Genomic DNA, 16952 nt, shown 5'->3' with positions numbered 1-16952 from the left:
GCCGCGCCGGGTGCCGCAGACCAGCCTGGCCGCCGAGCTGCGGGAGGACGCGCCGCCGGTCGCGTCCGCCGAGGCCGACGACCCCTTCGCGGACTTCACCGCGGAGCGCGCGGCCTCCTCCCTCTCCGGTTTCCAGCGCGGAACGCTCCAGGCGCGTGACAACGACACGGATACGGCGTACGACCAAGGGGAAGAACCAGCACCCGAAGGCGCATCCGTCACCTCGACTCCGCCCGCAGACCGCTCATGAAGGACAGAGAAATGACACGCCCCATCCCCGCCACGCACAGCCAGCTCGACCAGCTGCTCACCGGACTGGTGGACCGGGTCGCCGAGGTGAACCACGCCGTCGTGCTCTCCGAGGACGGTCTGGTCGTCAGCAGGTCCACGGGCTTCCTGCGCGACGACGCCGAGCGTCTTGCGGCGACCGCGTCCGGTCTGATGAGCCTCAGCAAGGGCGTCAGCATGGACTTCCGCGGCGGACCCGTGAGGCAGGCGCTCATCGAGATGGCCAACAGTTACCTGATACTCAGCACGGCCGGGCCGGGCGCCCATCTGGCCGTGCTCACCAGCCAGGGTGCGGACGTCGGAGTGGTCGCGTACCAGATGAACATGCTGGTGAAGAAGATCGGCGAGCACCTCAGCGCGGCACCGCGGGCGGGCGTCGCCGTCATCGACAACGGCGAGTGAAGTGAACGGAGGCGACGCGGGCGGCCGTCTGGTGCGGCCGTTCACGCTGACCGGCGGCCGCACCCGGCCCAGCCGCACCGACTTCACCCTCATCACGTCGGTCACCACGGTGGACCCGCCGCCCGACCGGGCCGCGCGGCCGCAGCCCGAGCACGCCCGGATCCTCCGGCTCTGTGCGAAGCCGGTCGTGGTGGCGGAGCTCGCCGCCCAGCTCGATCTGCCGGTCAGCGTGGTGTGCATCATGCTCTGCGACCTGCTGGAGGCGGGCCGGATCGTCGCCCACGCCCCACGCCAGATCTCCCGAACCTCGGACATGGACCTGCTGCAGAAAGTGAGGGACGGCCTTGGCCGGCTCTGACCCCGTCATCCAGGGGACCTCAGCACCCGACACGGTCAAGATCCTGATCGCCGGGGGATTCGGCGTCGGCAAGACCACCATGGTCGGCGCGGTCAGCGAGATCGTGCCGCTGCGCACCGAGGAACCGCTGACCTCGGCCGGCCTGGGCGTCGACGACCTCAACGGCATCCCGGAGAAGCACGCCACGACGGTGGCCCTGGACTTCGGCCGGATCACGCTCAGCCAGGAACTCGTGCTGTATCTCTTCGGCACGCCGGGGCAGCAGCGGTTCTGGTTCATGTGGAACGACCTGGCCATCGGTGCCCTGGGCGCCGTCGTCCTCGTCGATGTCCGCCGCCCGGAGTCCAGCTTCGCCGCCATCGACTTCTTCGAGCGGCGCGACATCCCGTTCGTCGTCGGCGTCAACGGCTTCCACGGCGAGCATCCGTACGCCGCGGAGGAGATCCGGGACGCCCTGGCCCTGCCGGAACACACCCACGTACTGCTCTGCGACGCCCGCGACCGCGAGTCGTGCAGGGACGTACTGATAGCGCTGATAGACCAGTTGATAGCCACGTCGGCGCAGAGCAACGGAAGCGGGCGGCCCAGCGGGCGGGTGTGAGCCCCCTCGGAGGGACCGGCCGGGGCCTGGCTCGGCGGGGCTGACTGGGGTGGCTGGTCCGGCTGCTCACTGGGCTGGCTGGGCTGGCTGGGACAACCGGGCCGGCCGGGACGGATGGGCTGAAGTGGACTGAGCTGCGCCGGACCGGGGCGGCACCGGAACTGGGCGCCGCCCCGCCCGGCCTGATGATCCATCAGGAATGTCCCGCCACGCCGGCGCGGAGCGCGTGCGCCGACGCGATCGCCGTCCCCGGTGAGGAGCCGGCGACCGACGTCGACGAGGCGGTCTCGTACGCGGAGCGTGTGATGCGCGAACAGGTCCGCCGCAGCTACCAGGCCCACCAGGTCGTCATGGCGGGAATGAACGAGCGCCGGGACCAGTGACCGGGCCGCACTCCCCCAGGTCGCCCCCGCCCACTCCGCACGGCACACCTTCCACACGGTCCGCACTCCGCACGCCCCGTACTCCGTACAGGGTGACCCGCGTCGCCCGCCCGCCCGCGCCCCTTCCGCTTCCGGACACCGTCGCGTCACACCGGGCGGGCACGTTTCGGTCGTCCCCTCCTGCCTCGCCTTGTATCCGTCCGCCCCGCTCCCCGCGCGGGCGTGACGCGGAAGGACGACGTGCGCCGTGTCCCTGCTGCCGCTCGACACCACCGTCCCCCGGGCGCTCCCCACGCCCGCCCCGTCCCCCTCTCCTTCACCTTCCCGCTCCCGCTTCTCCGCCGCCGCGCGCCTGACCCGCTGGACGCTGAGCCTGCTCCCGCTCCTCCTCATCGGGGTGTGGGCGGTGCTCGACTGGCGTGCCGTCCGTGACGGCGCCGCCCGGCTCGCCTCCGCCGATCCCTGGTGGCTGCTGGCCGCGGCCCTCTTCACCTGCCTGGGCTGGGTGGCCGCCGCGTGTGTGCGGCAGGGCGCCATCCCGGACCGGCTGCCGCCGGGACTGCTGCTGGCCTCCCAGGTCGCCGCGGGTACCGCGAACCACGTACTCCCGGCGAGCATCGGCGCCCACGCCGTCACCCTGCGCTTCCTGCAGGGCCGCGGCATCCCCCTGGCCAGGGCCACCGCCTCGCTCGCCCTGTACTCGCTGGTCAAGCCGATCGCGAAGACGCTGGTGCTGCTGGTCTTCATGGTGGCCTTCCCGGAGTTGCTGCACCTCGGTGAACTCGTCCCGGACGAACGGACCATGCTCCTGGTCGTCGGCGCCGTGACCCTCGGGTTCGGCTCGGCCGCGCTGCTGGTGACCACCGTGCGTCCGCTGCGCCGCCCGGCCCTCGACTGCGTACGCACCGCCCTGACCGACGTCCGGGTGCTGCACACCCGGCCGGCCCGGATCCTCGCCCTCTGGGGCGGTTCGGCCGCGACCCCGCTGCTCCAGGGCAGCGTGATCGCCGCGGTCGGGTTCTCGCTCGGGCTGCCGCTGTCCTGGGCGCAGGTGATCCTCGCGCTGCTCCTCGCCAGTACGGCCGTCGGAGCCGTGCCCGCGCCCGGTGGCATCGGGCCGGTCGACGCGGCCCTGGTGTTCACGATGGTCGCGTTCGGCGCACCGATCGGCATCGCCACGGCGACCGTCATCGGCTACCGCGTCCTGACGGTCTGGGTCCCCCTGCTGCCGGGCGCGCTGGTCCTGTCGGTCCTGGTCCACCGCAAGGTGCTGTGAGCCGCACCGAAGCCCGAGCCCCGGCCACGGACTTCGGACCACTGGGGCTATGGAGGCGTGGCGGCTACGGGGCTACGACCCGCCTCTTCCGAGATCAAGCCGCCCGACGTGGGCCACGTTCCCCCGGTCCTCGGCGTCCTCGCTGGCCTCCGCGCCGAACCAGGCGTCGAGGATCTCCTTGAGCAGCGGCTCGGACGTCAGCCGCAGACTGAGCGCCAGCACATTGGCGTCGTTCCACCGCCGGGCACCCTGGGCGGTGTACGCGTCCGTGCAGAGCGCGGCCCGCACCCCGGGCACCTTGTTCGCGGCGATGGACGCGCCGGTCCCCGTCCAGCAGCACACGACTGCCTGGTCCGCGTCCCCGGCGGCGACCTGACGGGCCGCCGTCTCCGAGCACACCGCCCACTGCGGATCGTCCCCGGGGTTCAACGCCCCGTACGCCAGCACCTCGTGACCACGCGCACGCAATTCTTCGAGCAGGGCACGGGCGACGGGTTCGTCCATGTCGGAGGAGACGGAGATCCGCATGTCCGGGAGCCTACCCAAGCGTGCCGCCCCGGGAGGCCATGCCGATGTGTACGAACCAGCGGACGGAGTGGCAGTACGGAGCCAATCCCAACCTGCCGTTCCACAGGACGGACTGGAGGCATTCCTGGGCGGTTCGGACGACGGGCCCTTCACGCCGTCGACCCGCGCCCGAGGGACCGGTCAAGAAGGGCTGCCACCGGGAGTCCGCGCCGTCCGGAAACCGGAACCATCGGCGGTCGGCAAGATCGTCCAGGCACAGAGTGTCGCGCCCGGCCGGCGGATCGTCGGCGCACAGCACCGCGCCGGCCGGGTCCGAGCGCAGACGGAGGCTGGGTCATCCGCCGATCCCGGGAAGACCCAGATCCACCCGGGCATCTTCCCGAAGGACGCCACGCTGCTCCTGGTGGTGGAGTTCACGGACGACGGCTCGGTCCGGACGACGGCGGACTGGTCGGTGTCGAAGGTCCCGACCTGCAGGCTGCCGGGGAAGCCGGAAGTGCAGGCCCTAGTCGAGAAGTGGCGGAGCGACAGCCCCGGGCCGGCAGCCCGGGGTTGTCGTCATTGCACGGACACCAGAGCGAAACCCCTGTTGCCTCGTATCTGCTGCTCGGCAGGAGGGCTCGGCCCCGCGGTTGGCAAGTCCAAACCCAGTGCGAGGCCCAGTCGATGGTCTCACAGGGGGTGATCGACCTCAGGAGGTGGCATCGCACGCTCAGCACCACTGAGCAACGGTCACCACGAGTACCGGCACGATCGGACATTTTCGGTGGCGGACGGTCACACTGCGGACACCGAGTTGCCACTCCCGGCGAGCGTGATCGCCTCGACCGGGGCCTCGCTCCGCCTGCCGCTGTCCTGAACGCAGGCATCCTCGCGTTCCTCGTCGCCCCGCACCGTGGTCGGAGCCGTGCCCGCGCCGGGCGGCATCGGCTCCGTTGGTGCGGTGCCGGTGTTCACCTCTCCGGGCTGTACGGCGGACCAGGAGTCCGCCGTACGGCCCCGTGCACGAGCGACAACACCGGCCGACGAGACGAGGCTCCCTGCCGACTCAGCCCTCGTCCGGCGTAAGCCGCAGCGAGACGCTGTTGATGCAGTACCGCTGGTCGGTCGGGGTCGAATACCCCTCACCCTCGAACACGTGCCCGAGATGCGAGCCGCAGCGGGCGCACCGTACCTCCGTGCGTACCATCCCGTGCGACCGGTCCGCGATCAGCTCGACCGCGTCGGACTCCTTCGGGTCGTAGAAGGAGGGCCAGCCGCAGTGCGACTCGAACTTCTCGGTGGAGGTGAAGAGTTCGGCGCCGCAGGCGCGACAGGAGTACACGCCCTTCGTCTTGGTGTCGGTGTACTCGCCGGTGAACGCCGGCTCGGTGCCGGCCTTGCGCAGCACCGCGTACTCGGCCGGGTTCAGCTCCGCGCGCCACTGCTCGTCCGGCTTTTCGATGTCGTACGACATGAAGCTCAACCCCTCACTACAGGTACGGCTACTTCGACAGGCGGGTCAGGATCTCGGGTCCGAGGTCCGTCACGTCACCCGCGCCCATGGTGAGAACGAGATCACCGGGCTTCGCCATTCCCGCCACCAGCGCGGGCACGTCCGCCTTGTCCTTCGCCGGCGTCACGTCCGCGCCCGCGGCCCGGGCCGCCTCGATGATCAGCTCGCTGGTGACGCCCGGGATCGGGTCCTCGCGGGCCGGGTAGATATCCAGCACGACCGAGGCGTCCGCCAGGGCCAGGGACTCGCCCATCTCCTTGCCCAGCTCCTGGGTGCGGGAGAACAGGTGCGGCTGGAAGACGACCAGGATGCGGGCGTCGCCGGCGGCCGCCCGCATCGCCTCCAGGTCCGCGGTCATCTCCGTCGGGTGGTGCGCGTACGAGTCGATGACCTGCACGCCCGCCGCCTCGCCCTTCAGCTGGAGCCGCCGCTTCACGCCCGTGTACGAGGCGATGGCCGGGGCGAGCTCCGCCGCCGGAATGCCCAGGGCCGCGCCCGCCGCCAGCGCCGCCACCGCGTTGTGCGCGTAGTGGCGGCCCGGGACCGAGACCATGAAGGTGAGCGGCGAGCCGTCCAGCTCGACGGTCACCTCGCTCTTCAGGCCCTGGGCGACCACGGACAGGACACGTACGTCCGCGTCCTCGGACTCGCCGTACGTCACCACCCTGACGTCGTCCGACAAGCGCCGGGTCAGTTCGCGCGCGCCCTCGTGGTCCGCGGTGATCACCAGGGTGCCGCCGGGCACGATCTTGTCCGCGAACGTCTCGAAGGATTCGTAGATCTCGTCCATCGACGCGTAGTTGGCGTGGTGGTCCAGCTCCACGTTCAGCACGATCGCCACCTCGGGCGCGTACTTGTGGAAGCTGCGGTCCGACTCGTCGGCCTCGGCGACGAAGATCTCGCCCTCGCCGTGCAGGGCGTTGGAGCCGGGGGCGTCGAGGTCGCCGCCGATCGCGTACGAGGGGTTCAGGCCCAGGGTCGACAGAGAGACGGCCAGCATCGACGTCGTGGTCGTCTTGCCGTGGGTGCCCGCGACCGCGATCGGCCGCAGGCCGTCCATCAGGCGGGCGAGAGCGTCCGAGCGGTGGACGACCGGGATGCCCAGCTCGGCGGCGCGGGCCAGCTCCGGGTTGTCGGCGCGGATCGCGGACGACACGACCACGCAGGTCGCGTCGTCGGCGAGGTGCCCGGCCGCGTGGCCGATGTGCACCGTCGCCCCCAGCGCGCGCAGGGCCTCCGCGGTCGCGGACTCCTTCGCGTCACTGCCCGCGACCTCCGCCCCACGCTGCGCGAGAATCTTCGCGATCCCCGACATCCCGGCACCGCCGATGCCGATGAAGTGCGGTCGGTCCATGGCGGTGGGAAGACCGGGTGCCATACGTGTTACTCCCAGGACTCGGGTACGACGGTGAGCGCGCCCAGCTTATTCGGTACGGCGCCGGGCACCCCGCAAGGGCCGGGGCCCCGTAAGGGGCGCGGGGCTGTGACACTGTGCGGCTCCGCCGCGTGGGCGCGACCAGCCCCCACGCACCCGCGGCCGAAACTCAGACCTCCACAACCCCACTCACGACTTGCTGTGCGAGAACAGCTTCAAAACCGGCACCCCCACCTTGTGCCGAGCCCGCGAGGCCCAGTCCCGGTGGAAGAACTCCTCCACGTAATGCGGATCGGTCAGCACGATGACCTCATCCGCGTCGATCTCGTCCACGAGCCCCTTCAGCGCATCCAGCGGATGATCCTCGATCAGCCGCCCCTCCGCCGCGCTCCCCGCCGCCCGCAAGGCCACCAGCGACACCTCCAGGGCCTTCTGCCCCTGGCCGACGGCCTCCTCGCCCTCGGGCGTCTCGTTCTCGCGGGCCGCTTCGTCCAGCTCGCCGAGCGCCACGTCGTCGATGGCCCGCAGCAACCGGTCGGCCTGGTCGCCACGGGGCTGGAGCAGCACATGGAAGGCGACGTCCTCGTCACCGTGCAAGCTGGTGACGAACTCCACGTCCGCGGACGTCAGGGCCTTCTCGATCATCAGTACGCTTGTGAACACGACAGGCGCCCTTCTCATCCGTGGGCCGTCCGTAGGCCCCTGCGGAAACCATCCTGCCCCGTAACCGCACGGGGACTGCGAGATTTAGTGTGCCCAGCGAAAGCCAAACGGAACGGATGATTCCGTCTATTCGGTCAGGTCCGACGGTAACGGCTGAACAGGAACCCGGCCTCCTCCAGCAGAGAGGTCAGCTCGAAGCGCCTCGGCACGGCCACCGGAGGGCCGCCGGCGATGCGTTGGGCGTCGCCCGCGGTGAGCATCGGGGACACCGTCAGGCAGAGCTCGTCGAGTACCCCGGCGGCGACCAACTGGCCGAGCAGCCGGGGCCCGCCCTCGGTCAGGAGCCGGTACAGGCCCCGGTCTGCGAGGGCGCGTACGGCCCGGGCGGGGTCCACACCCATGCCGTCCCCGGCGATCACGACCTGTGCGCCGGCCTTCTCGGCGGCGGCGATCCGGTCGGGGGCTGCCGCGGCGCCCGTGAGCACGAGCGTGGGGACCAGCGGCGAGGTGAAGAGCGGCAGCGAGAAGTCCAGGTCCAGGCTCGCGCTGACCACCGCGATCGCCGGGGCCGGGCCCTGCCCCGCCGCCTCCCGGAGCGCGGCGAAGTCCTCCCGCGCACGTGCCGGGCGGTAACCCTCCTGGCGTACCGTTTCCGCACCGACCACCACGGCGTCCGCGAGCGCCCGCAGCGTGCCGAAGATCCGCATGTCGGCGGCGCTGGAAATGGGCTGCGAGCGCCCGTCGTGCTGGGCGGCCCCGTCGAGCGTGGACACCATGTTGGCCCGCAGCCACGGCTCCGGCCCCGCGGGGCCGGAGCCGGACGGATAGGCGTACGCCGCCGCCAGCTCCTCCAGCCCCCACTCCCGGTCGGCGCCCTCCGCACCGGCCCGACCGGCCGTATCAGGGCCCCCACCCGAGTCCCGGGCTGCTGTTTCATCGGTCACAGGGAACAGGCGTCGCATGTCCTGCAGTCTGGCACGGCCCGTAGAGTGGGGAACCGTGTCGACCTCCACCTCTGCCTCCGGTCTCGGTTCCATAGCCGACGCGGCCCCGTCGTCCCTCTGCGCCCGTGAGCCGCGCGTTCCCGCGGATCGGCTGGTCGCCGAGATGGTGCCGCCGCCCCGGTTCGACTCGGTCCGCTTCGATACGTACATTCCGGACCCGAACCAGCCCAGCCAGACCGAGGCCGTCCACGTGCTGGACGCCTTCGCGGCGGGGCTCGGCGGGGCGCAGGCCGCCGGCTCCGGCAAGCGGGGCTTCCTCGGCTTCGGCAAGAAGGCCGCGAAGGCGCCGGCGGGTCCCCGCGGTGTCTACCTCGACGGTGGTTACGGCGTCGGCAAGACACACCTGCTCGCCTCCCTCTGGCACGCGACCCCCGCCGAGCCCTCCCTCAAGGCCTTCGGCACGTTCGTGGAGCTGACGAACCTGGTCGGCGCCCTCGGCTTCCAGCAGACCGTGCAGACGCTGAGCGGTCACCGGCTGCTCTGCATCGACGAGTTCGAGCTCGACGACCCCGGCGACACCGTCCTTGTGTCCAGCCTGCTCGCCCGGCTGGTCGAGGCGGGGGTGGCGCTCGCCGCGACCTCCAACACGCTGCCGGGCAAGCTCGGCGAGGGCCGGTTCGCCTCGGTCGACTTCCTGCGCGAGATCCAGGGCCTGTCGGCGCACTTCAGGTCGCTGCGCATCGACGGCGAGGACTACCGCCACCGCGGGCTGCCCGAGGCCCCGGACCCGTACTCCGACGAGCAGGTCACGAAGGCCGCGTACGCCACGCCGGGCGCCTCGCTCGACGACTTCCCGCATCTGCTCGACCACCTGGCCCGGGTCCACCCCAGCCGGTACGGCGCGCTGACCGACGGGATCGCGGCGGTCTGCCTCACGGACGTCCAGCCGGTCCCGGACCAGTCGACCGCGCTGCGGCTCGTCGTCCTCGCCGACCGGCTGTACGACCGCGAGGTGCCGGTACTCGCCTCGGGGATGCCCTTCGACCGGCTGTTCAGCGAGGAGATGCTGAACGGCGGCTACCGCAAGAAGTACTTCCGCGCGATCTCCCGGCTCACGGCGCTGGCACGGGACGCGAAGGACCTCGTGAAGGGCTGACCGACCGCCCTTCATCAGCCGGTTTCCGGCCTGGCACCGACGCTCTTCAGCCCTCTTCAGGCTCTCTTCAGGCTGAAACGTTAAGTTAACCCTGCAAACAACTTCACCCGTTAACGTTCATGTTGACGTGAGAGCACTTGACCTGAAGCCGGCCGAGAGGGGGCGCATGTTACGAGGTACAACGGCCCGGACCCTGTTCACCGTTCTCGCCGCCGTCCTGCTCGCCCTGCAACTCTCCGCGCCCGCTTCGGCGTTCGCTTCCGCGCACGTGACACCCGTCACGGGCCCCAAGAGCAAGGCCGAGTTCGTCACCTGCGGCGAGGCCCTGCACCCGGGCAGCCCGACGGGTCCCCTGCGGACCCGTGACCGGATCCGCGTCGCGGACCACGTCCCCCAGTCACCCGCGCGTCCGCTGCTCTGCAAGGACCCCGCGACCTACCACGACGACCCGTCGCACACCGCCGCTCCCGCGGCGCACCACCGTACGGCGAGATCGTCGACAGCCCATTCCCCGGCGGCACTTCAAGTGTTCCGCTGCTGACCCGACCCCCACCGGGCACGAAGCGACTCCGACCTGACCCACCCTCACACGCCACGTCCGCCGAGCGCGTCGACGTGGGGTCATGTCGCCGTACCCGCATGCGCTCCGTTTTGTACACCGACGCGCCCTCTGGCGCGCCAGGAGGAACTGACACATGCAGCCCCTTATCGACCACGCACGCTCCTTCCGCAAGCAGTCCGAGGACCGCCCGGAGGAGTTCGCCCGTCTCGCCGAAGGCCAGTCCCCGCAGGTCCTGTTCATCACCTGCTCCGACTCCCGGGTCGTCCCGGCCCTGATCACCGGAGCCCGGCCCGGTGAACTCTTCGAACTGCGCACGGCGGGCAACATCGTCCCCCCGCACACCTCCTCGCAGCCCACCAGCGAGGCGGCCACCATCGAGTACGCCGTCGAGGTGCTCGGCGTCGCGGACATCGTCGTCTGCGGCCACTCCCACTGCGGTGCCGTCGGCGCGCTGGTTCGCGGCGACGACCTGACCGCCGTACCAGCCGTACGCGACTGGCTCGCGCACTCCACCCCTCGCCCCGAAGGCGCCGTCGAGGACCCGACCGTCACCGAGGCCGTGCAAAGCCACGTACTCACCCAGCTGCTGCGACTGCGCTCCTACCCGTGCGTGGCACGACGTCTGACGAGTGGTCAACTCCGGCTGCACGGCTGGTTCTACGAGGTGCACACCGGCTCCGTCCTGGCGCACGACGTGCACGCCGACTCCTTCGAGGAGCTGTGAGCAACGCGATGGGCACCCCCACAAGCAATCGAATGAGTACAAGCAACCGAATGAAGTTCCCTCATCTGCGGCAGGACTTCGCCGCCTCGCTCGTCGTCTTCCTCGTCGCCCTGCCGTTGTGCGTGGGCGTGGCGGTGGCGTCGGGCGTGCCCGCCGAACTCGGCCTGGTCACCGGCATCGTGGGCGGCCTGGTCACCGGCCTGCTGCCCGGCAGCAGCCTGCAGGTCTCGGGCCCGGCCGCGGGTCTGACCGTGCTGGTCTTCGAGGCGGTGCAGGAGTACGGACTGCCCGTGCTCGGAGTCATCGTGCTGGCCACGGGTCTGATCCAGGTCGCCATGGGAGCCCTGAAGTTGGGGCGCTACTTCCGGGCCATCTCGGTGGCCGTCGTCGAGGGCATGCTGGCCGGGATCGGGCTCGTCCTGATCGCCGGGCAGCTCTACTCGGTGGCGGGCGCACAGGCACCCGCCTCGGGTCTGGGCAAGCTGGCCGGACTGCCGGGACTGATCGCCGACTCCGCCGGGTCCACCGAGGCACTGGCCTCGTTCGGACTCGGGGCCGGCACCATCGCCGTGCTGGTGCTCTGGAAGCACCTACCGAAGAAGGTGCGTACGGTGCCGGGGGCGCTCGGCGCGGTCGCGCTGGCCACGCTCGTGACGCCGGCGTTCGGCCTGCCCGTGGCGACCGTCGAGGTGAAGGGCCTGCTCGACTCGATCCAGCTGCCGGGCTTCGAGACCGTCGGCGAGCTGGCGAGTCTGGGCGTGCTCGGGACGGTGGTGGCCTTCGTGCTGATCGCCTCGGCGGAGTCGCTGTTCAGCGCCGCCGCCGTGGACCGGCTGCACGACGGACCGCGTACCGAGTACGACAAGGAACTGATGGCGCAGGGCGCGGGCAACACGGTCTGCGGGCTGCTCGGCGCGCTGCCGATGACCGCGGTGATCGTGCGCAGCGCGGCGAACGTGCAGGCGGGCGCGCGGACGAAGGCGTCCCGGGTCATGCACGGTGTGTGGCTGCTGCTGTTCGCGGCGCTGCTGCCTGCCGTGCTCGCCTACATCCCGCTGCCGGCCCTCGCGGGCATCCTGGTGCACGCGGGCTGGAAGCTGATTCCGCTGCGCGGGATCGTGTCGCTGTGGCGCGAGCACCGGGGCGAGGCGCTGATCCTGATCGTCACGGCCGTGTCGATCGTCGCGATCAGCATGTTCGAGGGTGTCCTGATCGGGCTCGCCCTCGCGGTCGCGAAGACGGCCTGGGAGGCCTCGCACCTCAAGATGGAGGTCATAGACAAGGGAGCGGGCCCCGTGCAGGCCTACCTGTCGGGCAACGCCACCTTCCTGCGGCTGCCGAAGATCCTCGACAACCTGGAGGCGCTGCCCCAGGACCGGCCGGTCGAGCTGGACCTGTCGGGGCTGCACCACCTGGATCACGCGTGCCGGACGGCCCTGGAGAACTGGGCCGAGCGGCACAGCGCGACAGGTACGAAGCCGGTGAAGGTCACGACGCCGTAGACCCTCCGTGAGCAGGCAGGAACGGCCCGGGGCTCGACAGAGCCCCGGGCCGTTCCGTTGCCGGAACCCGGGCGTATCGTTGAAATAGCCACATAAGCGGCGACTCGATCGGCACAAGGTGCGGAGGGCAGGGGTCGTCATGGTCGAAGAACTCCTGGTCGCGGCGGCGACGGTCGCGTCCGTCGGGGTCGTCTACGTCGCGGCGGCGGCACGGATCGTCAAGCAGTACGAACGCGGAGTGGTCCTCCGGCTCGGGCGGCTGCGCGGGCAGCCGCGCACTCCGGGGTTCACGATGGTGGTCCCCGGGGTCGACCGGCTGCACAAGGTGAACATGCAGATCGTGACGATGCCCGTGCCCGCGCAGGAGGGCATCACCCGGGACAACGTCACGGTGCGCGTGGACGCGGTCGTCTACTTCAAGGTCGTCGACGCGTCGAACGCGATCATCCGGGTCGAGGACTACCGCTTCGCGGTCTCGCAGATGGCGCAGACCTCATTGCGCTCGATCATCGGCAAGAGCGACCTCGACGACCTCCTGTCGAACCGCGAGAAGCTCAACCAGGGCCTGGAGCTGATGATCGACAGCCCGGCGGTGGACTGGGGCGTGTCCATCGACCGCGTCGAGATCAAGGACGTCTCGCTGCCGGAGACGATGAAGCGGTCGATGGCCCGGCAGGCCGAGGCCGACCGTGAGCGCCGGGCGCGGATCATCAACGCCGACGCGGAACTCCAGGCGTCGAAGAAGCTGGCCGAGGCCGCCGGAGTGATGTCCGAGCAGCCCGCCGCGCTCCAACTCCGGCTGCTGCAGACCGTGGTGGCGGTCGCCGCCGAGAAGAACTCGACGCTCGTGCTTCCCTTCCCGGTGGAGCTGCTGCGGTTCCTGGAAAGGGCACAGCAGCCGAACGAACTCCAGGGCCCAACTCCCCCGCCATCCGGGTCATCTGACGCTGCGTGAGAACGCCACGCTACGCGCGTGGTTCACGTGTCCGGTGCTGCGTGATACACACAGGCGGGTCACGTTCTCCTGTCCGCCAACAGGAAGGTTGCCCCATGTCCGCAACACGACGCGAGGTGCTCGCCCGCTCCGGTGCCCTGGGAGTGGGCATCGCGTTCACGGGAGCCATGTCGGAGCTCTTCACCGGCACGGCCACCGCGCTGGGCCACACCGGATACGGCCCTCTGATCCCCGACCCGGACGGCCTGCTCGATCTGCCGGAAGGTTTCCGCTACCGAGTGCTCTCCCGCGAGGGCGACCAACTGCGCTCCGGCGAGGGCCGGGTGCCGAGCAACCACGACGGCATGGCCGCGTTCGCCGGCCGGTCCGGCGACAGACACAGCCGGGTCGTCCACCTGGTCCGCAACCACGAGAACCGCAACACCGGCCGCATCCCGGTCCCGACCGTCGAGGGCCTCACCTACGACCCGATGGGCAAGGGCGGCTGCACGTCGCTGACGGTCGACTCGCGCGGGAACGTGCTCGACGAGCGGGTCGCCATCGCCGGTACGGCGGTCAACTGCGCGGGCGGGCCCACCCCTTGGGGCACCTGGCTCACCTGCGAGGAGACCGAGGACAAGGCCGGCACGAACGGCTACACCAAGGACCACGGCTTCATCTTCGAGGTCGACCCGGCGCATCCGCACCGCACGGGCGCGGTGCCGCTCACCGCGATGGGCCGCTTCCAGCACGAGGCGATCGCCGTCGACCCGAAGCGCGGCATCGTCTACGAGACCGAGGACGCCTTCGAGAAGCCCTTCGGCCTCTTCTACCGTTTCCTGCCCAACAAGCCCGAGGGCGGCCGCGGTTCGCTCCGAGCGGGCGGCCGGCTCCAGGCGATGCGCGTGCCGGGCGTACCCGACCTCTCCTCGATCCAGGAGACGGGCGCGAGCTTCGACCGCGTCGAGTGGGTGGACGTCCCGGACCCGCTCGCCGCCCAAACCGCCATCCGCTTCCAGGACTTCGGCCCCAAGGGCATCACCCACGCCCAGAAGCTGGAGGGCTGCTACTGGGGCGGCAAGTCCGTCTACTTCGTCTCGTCCTTCGCCCACAGCAGCGCGGGTTCGGCCGCCGACCACTTCGGCCAGATCTGGCGGTACGACCCCGATGCCCGCCGGCTCACCCTGGTGATCGTCTTCGGCCCCGACACCGACGTACAGCTGCCCGGCGAGTCCCCCGACAACATCTGCCTCGCCCCCAGCGGCGGCCTGATGGTCTGCGAGGACGGCGGGGGCGTACAGCACGTGTACGGCGTGACGCGACGCGGCGAGGTGTACGCGATGGCCCGCAACCGGCAGAACATCGGCACGCCGGAGGAGCCGGAGTGGGGCGAGTTCGCGGGCGTCACCTTCTCGCCCGACGGCAGGACGATGTACGTGAACTGCTACACCCCCGGGACGACGTTCGCGGTGACGGGCCCCTGGCGCAGGTAGCCCCGCGCTCGCCGGGCAGGAGCCCCGGCCGACGGGAGGGGTGGGACACGGGCAACGGGTCCCACCCCGGCGGGTCCGGCTCCGCATTCATCACCGTCACCGCTGAAAGCGATCGGATTCTCTTGTTGGACGGCTAAAAGGTCACGGTGGAGGCTGGGGCGTACCGAATGAATCCCCAGGAGGAACCTCCATGCAGACACGCACCGTCGGTGACGTCCAGGTCGGAGCGATCGGTCTGGGCGGTATGCCGATGTCCATCGAGGGACGCCCCGACGAGCAGCGTTCGGTCGCGACCGTCCACGCCGCGCTGGAGGCCGGCGTGACGCTGATCGACACCGCTGACGCCTACCACCGGGACGCCGACGAGGTCGGTCACAACGAGTCCCTGATCGCCCGCGCGGTGGCCGAGTACGGCGGCGACACCTCGGACGTGCTGATCGCGACGAAGGGCGGTCACCTCCGCCCGGGCGACGGCTCGTGGACGCTGAACGGCTCGCCGGAGTACTTGAAGAAGGCCTGCGACGCGTCGCTGGAACGGCTCGGCGTCGAGGCCATCGGGCTCTACCAGTTCCACCGGCCCGACCCGCGCGTCCCCTACGAGGAGTCGGTCGGGGCGATCCGCGATCTGCTCGACGCGGGCAAGATCCGCTTCGCGGGCATCTCCAACGCCAGCCCCGACCGGATCCGGCTGGCCAACGAGATCCTCGGCGGCCGGCTGGTGAGCGTGCAGAACCAGTTCTCGCCCTCCTTCCGTTCCAGCGAGCCCGAGTTGGAGCTCTGCACGGAACTCGGCATCGCGTTCCTGCCGTGGAGTCCGCTGGGCGGCATCTCGAACGCCGGCGAGCTGGGTTCGCGGTACGCCGCGTTCGCCGACGTGGCCCGGACCCACGGCGTGAGCCCCCAGCAGGTCTGCCTGGCCTGGATGCTCGCGAAGGCACCGGTGGTGATCCCGATCCCGGGTTCCTCCCGGCCCGAGACGATCCGCGACTCGGTCGCGGCGGCAGAGCTGAAGCTGTCCGCGGAGGAGCAGGCACGCCTCGACGCGGCGTGAGAGGGCTCCGGCCTACCCTGAAGGCATGAGCGACCATTCCGGCACCGAGCACCCCGCGCCCCTTCAAGGGCGCGGGGCTGTGACATCGTGCGGCTCCGCCGCGGGGCGCGACCAGCCCCCACCGGCCGGCACATCACCCACCGACCTCCCCCCGGAGGGCGTCGCCGAGTGCGTCCTCTGCCAGAAGCCAACCGAGTACCCGGAGTCGTACAGGGGCATCACCCTGTGCCCCGTCTGCGAGTGGCAAGAGGCACAGCGCACAGCCTGCTCCGGTTGATCAACCCCGGCGGCTGGTGAGCGCGCAGGCCGCCGCGACGGCCGCCGCTGCCATCGCCCCGGCGACGAACAGCGGCAACACCGGTGCCGGTACGACCCCCGCCTGCGACCCCGTCACCAGGTCGGTGACCGCCACGCGGGCCGGTGACCCCGTCACCACCAGCGCCAGCACCGCCGCGAGCAGCATCGCCGGGACCGCCCGGCCGGTCGACCGCAGCAGCGGCCGGGTCGTGAGCGCTCCGACGGCCGTGCCGAGCAGGGCGCAGGCGAGCGCGGCCAGCAGCCCGGCGCCGCCCGCCGGTACGACGGGCACGGGCGTCCGGTGGTCGGTGCTCGCCGGATCACTGACCACACTCACGACGACCGTCGCCACCACCCCGAGCAGCGCCGCCGCCCCGAACGCGACGAGCAGACAGGCGAGATGAGCCCGCGCGGGCCCGGCCGCCGCACCCACACAACTCCGGGCGGCGGGCGGCTCGTTGGTGGCACAGATGCGTACGAGCCAGGCCGCGACGGGGAGTACCGCGGCGGCGGCGTAACCGAGCGAGTCCAGCACCGGCTGGCCCGTCTGGACGCCGATCCCCAGAACGGCCGCGTACAGGATGACCGGCGGCAGCCAGCGCTGGGAGCGCAGCAGGAGCGCGGCCTGATACCGGAGGAGCGCGATCATGAGCGGACCTCGGCGTCGACATCTGCAGCGACATCTGCAGCGGCTTGGGCATCAACAGCCGCAGTGGCAGGGACTCGTGGCAGTACGCCGGCCACCGAAGTCCCCTCCCCCACGCTCACCACATGCCACGGCGGGCGGGCCGTCAGCAGGGTCCTGAGCAGGGTGTCCGAATGCGGCTCGGGGACGGTGAGGCGGAGCCTTCTGGGCACGCGGCCGGCACCGGGGCCGGGCTCCTCGACGGAGACGGCCAGGCGCGTCGCCTCGGCGGGCG

At 71.0% G+C, this 16952-nt stretch carries 20 protein-coding genes and 3 pseudogenes; 14 read left to right on the top strand and 9 right to left on the bottom strand.

From position 1 onward, the window contains the following. The 6 genes and pseudogenes from O3Q52_RS29880 to O3Q52_RS29855 form a co-directional block, all read left to right on the top strand. Positions 1-250 (top strand): annotated as a pseudogene (locus O3Q52_RS29880) (histidine kinase); the annotation flags it as partial. An 11-nt stretch (positions 251-261) separates the two neighbouring features. After that, positions 262-690, top strand: coding sequence for a roadblock/LC7 domain-containing protein (locus tag O3Q52_RS29875; RefSeq protein WP_269651805.1), 429 nt, complete (start codon positions 262-264; stop codon positions 688-690). A 1-nt stretch (position 691) separates the two neighbouring features. Beyond that, positions 692-1048, top strand: coding sequence for a DUF742 domain-containing protein (locus tag O3Q52_RS29870; protein WP_269651803.1), 357 nt, complete (start codon positions 692-694; stop codon positions 1046-1048). Continuing rightward, positions 1035-1649, top strand: a complete 615-nt coding sequence (locus tag O3Q52_RS29865) for an ATP/GTP-binding protein (RefSeq protein ID WP_269651802.1) — start codon at positions 1035-1037, stop codon at positions 1647-1649. The genes O3Q52_RS29870 and O3Q52_RS29865 overlap by 14 nt, the downstream gene beginning before the upstream one ends. 185 nt (positions 1650-1834) lie before the next feature. Next, positions 1835-2032 carry a hypothetical protein gene (locus O3Q52_RS29860; RefSeq protein WP_269651801.1) on the top strand — a complete coding sequence of 66 codons (198 nt, stop codon included), beginning with the start codon at positions 1835-1837 and terminating at the stop codon, positions 2030-2032. A 247-nt stretch (positions 2033-2279) separates the two neighbouring features. Beyond that, positions 2280-3308: a lysylphosphatidylglycerol synthase transmembrane domain-containing protein gene (locus tag O3Q52_RS29855; RefSeq protein WP_269651800.1), complete on the top strand. Its 1029-nt coding sequence runs from the start codon at positions 2280-2282 to the stop codon at positions 3306-3308. Positions 3309-3380: 72 nt separating this feature from the next. On the opposite strand, the gene O3Q52_RS29850 is transcribed toward O3Q52_RS29855, so the two are convergent. The 7 genes and pseudogenes from O3Q52_RS29850 to O3Q52_RS29820 all read right to left on the bottom strand — a co-directional run bounded on the left by O3Q52_RS29850 (position 3381) and on the right by O3Q52_RS29820 (position 8331). Beyond that, positions 3381-3836 (bottom strand): RpiB/LacA/LacB family sugar-phosphate isomerase, encoded by a 456-nt coding sequence (locus O3Q52_RS29850; protein WP_269651799.1) that lies wholly within the window; start codon positions 3834-3836, stop codon positions 3381-3383. Positions 3837-3912: 76 nt separating this feature from the next. Beyond that, positions 3913-4167, bottom strand: a pseudogene (locus O3Q52_RS29845) (LysR family transcriptional regulator); the annotation flags it as partial. Positions 4168-4613: 446 nt separating this feature from the next. Then, a complete protein-coding gene (locus O3Q52_RS29840) occupies positions 4614-4793 on the bottom strand; it encodes a hypothetical protein (protein WP_269651798.1) in 180 nt (59 codons plus the stop codon). A gap of 91 nt (positions 4794-4884) precedes the next feature. Continuing rightward, positions 4885-5292, bottom strand: a complete 408-nt coding sequence (gene msrB / locus O3Q52_RS29835; RefSeq protein WP_269651797.1) for a peptide-methionine (R)-S-oxide reductase MsrB — start codon at positions 5290-5292, stop codon at positions 4885-4887. Positions 5293-5320: 28 nt separating this feature from the next. Beyond that, positions 5321-6709, bottom strand: a complete 1389-nt coding sequence (murC, locus tag O3Q52_RS29830) for a UDP-N-acetylmuramate--L-alanine ligase (RefSeq protein WP_269651796.1) — start codon at positions 6707-6709, stop codon at positions 5321-5323. A 186-nt stretch (positions 6710-6895) separates the two neighbouring features. After that, positions 6896-7369: an indole-3-glycerol phosphate synthase gene (locus O3Q52_RS29825; protein ID WP_190226942.1), complete on the bottom strand. Its 474-nt coding sequence runs from the start codon at positions 7367-7369 to the stop codon at positions 6896-6898. A 134-nt stretch (positions 7370-7503) separates the two neighbouring features. Continuing rightward, entirely contained in the window at positions 7504-8331 is an 828-nt protein-coding gene (locus tag O3Q52_RS29820; RefSeq protein ID WP_269651795.1) for a pyrimidine reductase family protein, read from the bottom strand. Between the two features lie 37 nt (positions 8332-8368). Between O3Q52_RS29820 and zapE the strand changes: the two genes are divergently transcribed. The 8 genes from zapE (at position 8369) to O3Q52_RS29780 (ending at position 16012) form a co-directional block, all read left to right on the top strand. Continuing rightward, complete coding sequence (gene zapE / locus O3Q52_RS29815) at positions 8369-9469, top strand: cell division protein ZapE (RefSeq protein WP_269651794.1); 1101 nt, start codon at positions 8369-8371, stop codon at positions 9467-9469. A gap of 166 nt (positions 9470-9635) precedes the next feature. Next, entirely contained in the window at positions 9636-10010 is a 375-nt protein-coding gene (locus O3Q52_RS29810; protein ID WP_269651793.1) for a hypothetical protein, read from the top strand. Positions 10011-10164: 154 nt separating this feature from the next. Next, complete coding sequence (locus O3Q52_RS29805; protein WP_269651792.1) at positions 10165-10755, top strand: carbonic anhydrase; 591 nt, start codon at positions 10165-10167, stop codon at positions 10753-10755. 32 nt (positions 10756-10787) lie between these two features. After that, on the top strand, positions 10788-12257 hold the full coding sequence (locus O3Q52_RS29800; RefSeq protein WP_269651791.1) for a SulP family inorganic anion transporter: 1470 nt from the start codon (positions 10788-10790) through the stop codon (positions 12255-12257). Positions 12258-12396: 139 nt separating this feature from the next. Beyond that, entirely contained in the window at positions 12397-13212 is an 816-nt protein-coding gene (locus tag O3Q52_RS29795; protein ID WP_269651790.1) for a slipin family protein, read from the top strand. Positions 13213-13307: 95 nt separating this feature from the next. Then, on the top strand, positions 13308-14684 hold the full coding sequence (locus O3Q52_RS29790; RefSeq protein WP_269651789.1) for a PhoX family protein: 1377 nt from the start codon (positions 13308-13310) through the stop codon (positions 14682-14684). 190 nt (positions 14685-14874) lie between these two features. Beyond that, positions 14875-15735 carry an aldo/keto reductase gene (locus tag O3Q52_RS29785; RefSeq protein ID WP_269651788.1) on the top strand — a complete coding sequence of 287 codons (861 nt, stop codon included), beginning with the start codon at positions 14875-14877 and terminating at the stop codon, positions 15733-15735. A gap of 25 nt (positions 15736-15760) precedes the next feature. Continuing rightward, entirely contained in the window at positions 15761-16012 is a 252-nt protein-coding gene (locus O3Q52_RS29780) for a hypothetical protein (RefSeq protein WP_269651787.1), read from the top strand. Here O3Q52_RS29780 and O3Q52_RS29775 read toward each other — a convergent pair whose 3' ends face one another. Further along, positions 16013-16681 (bottom strand): ABC transporter, encoded by a 669-nt coding sequence (locus O3Q52_RS29775; RefSeq protein ID WP_269651786.1) that lies wholly within the window; start codon positions 16679-16681, stop codon positions 16013-16015. Beyond that, positions 16678-16952: pseudogene (locus O3Q52_RS29770) on the bottom strand (hypothetical protein); the annotation flags it as partial. The gene O3Q52_RS29775 and the pseudogene O3Q52_RS29770, both read right to left, overlap by 4 nt.

This window comes from Streptomyces sp. ActVer, assembly GCF_027270795.1.
GTDB classification, from domain to species: Bacteria; Actinomycetota; Actinomycetes; order Streptomycetales; family Streptomycetaceae; genus Streptomyces; species Streptomyces umbrinus_A.
This window is presented reverse-complemented; position numbering and strand designations above follow the sequence as displayed.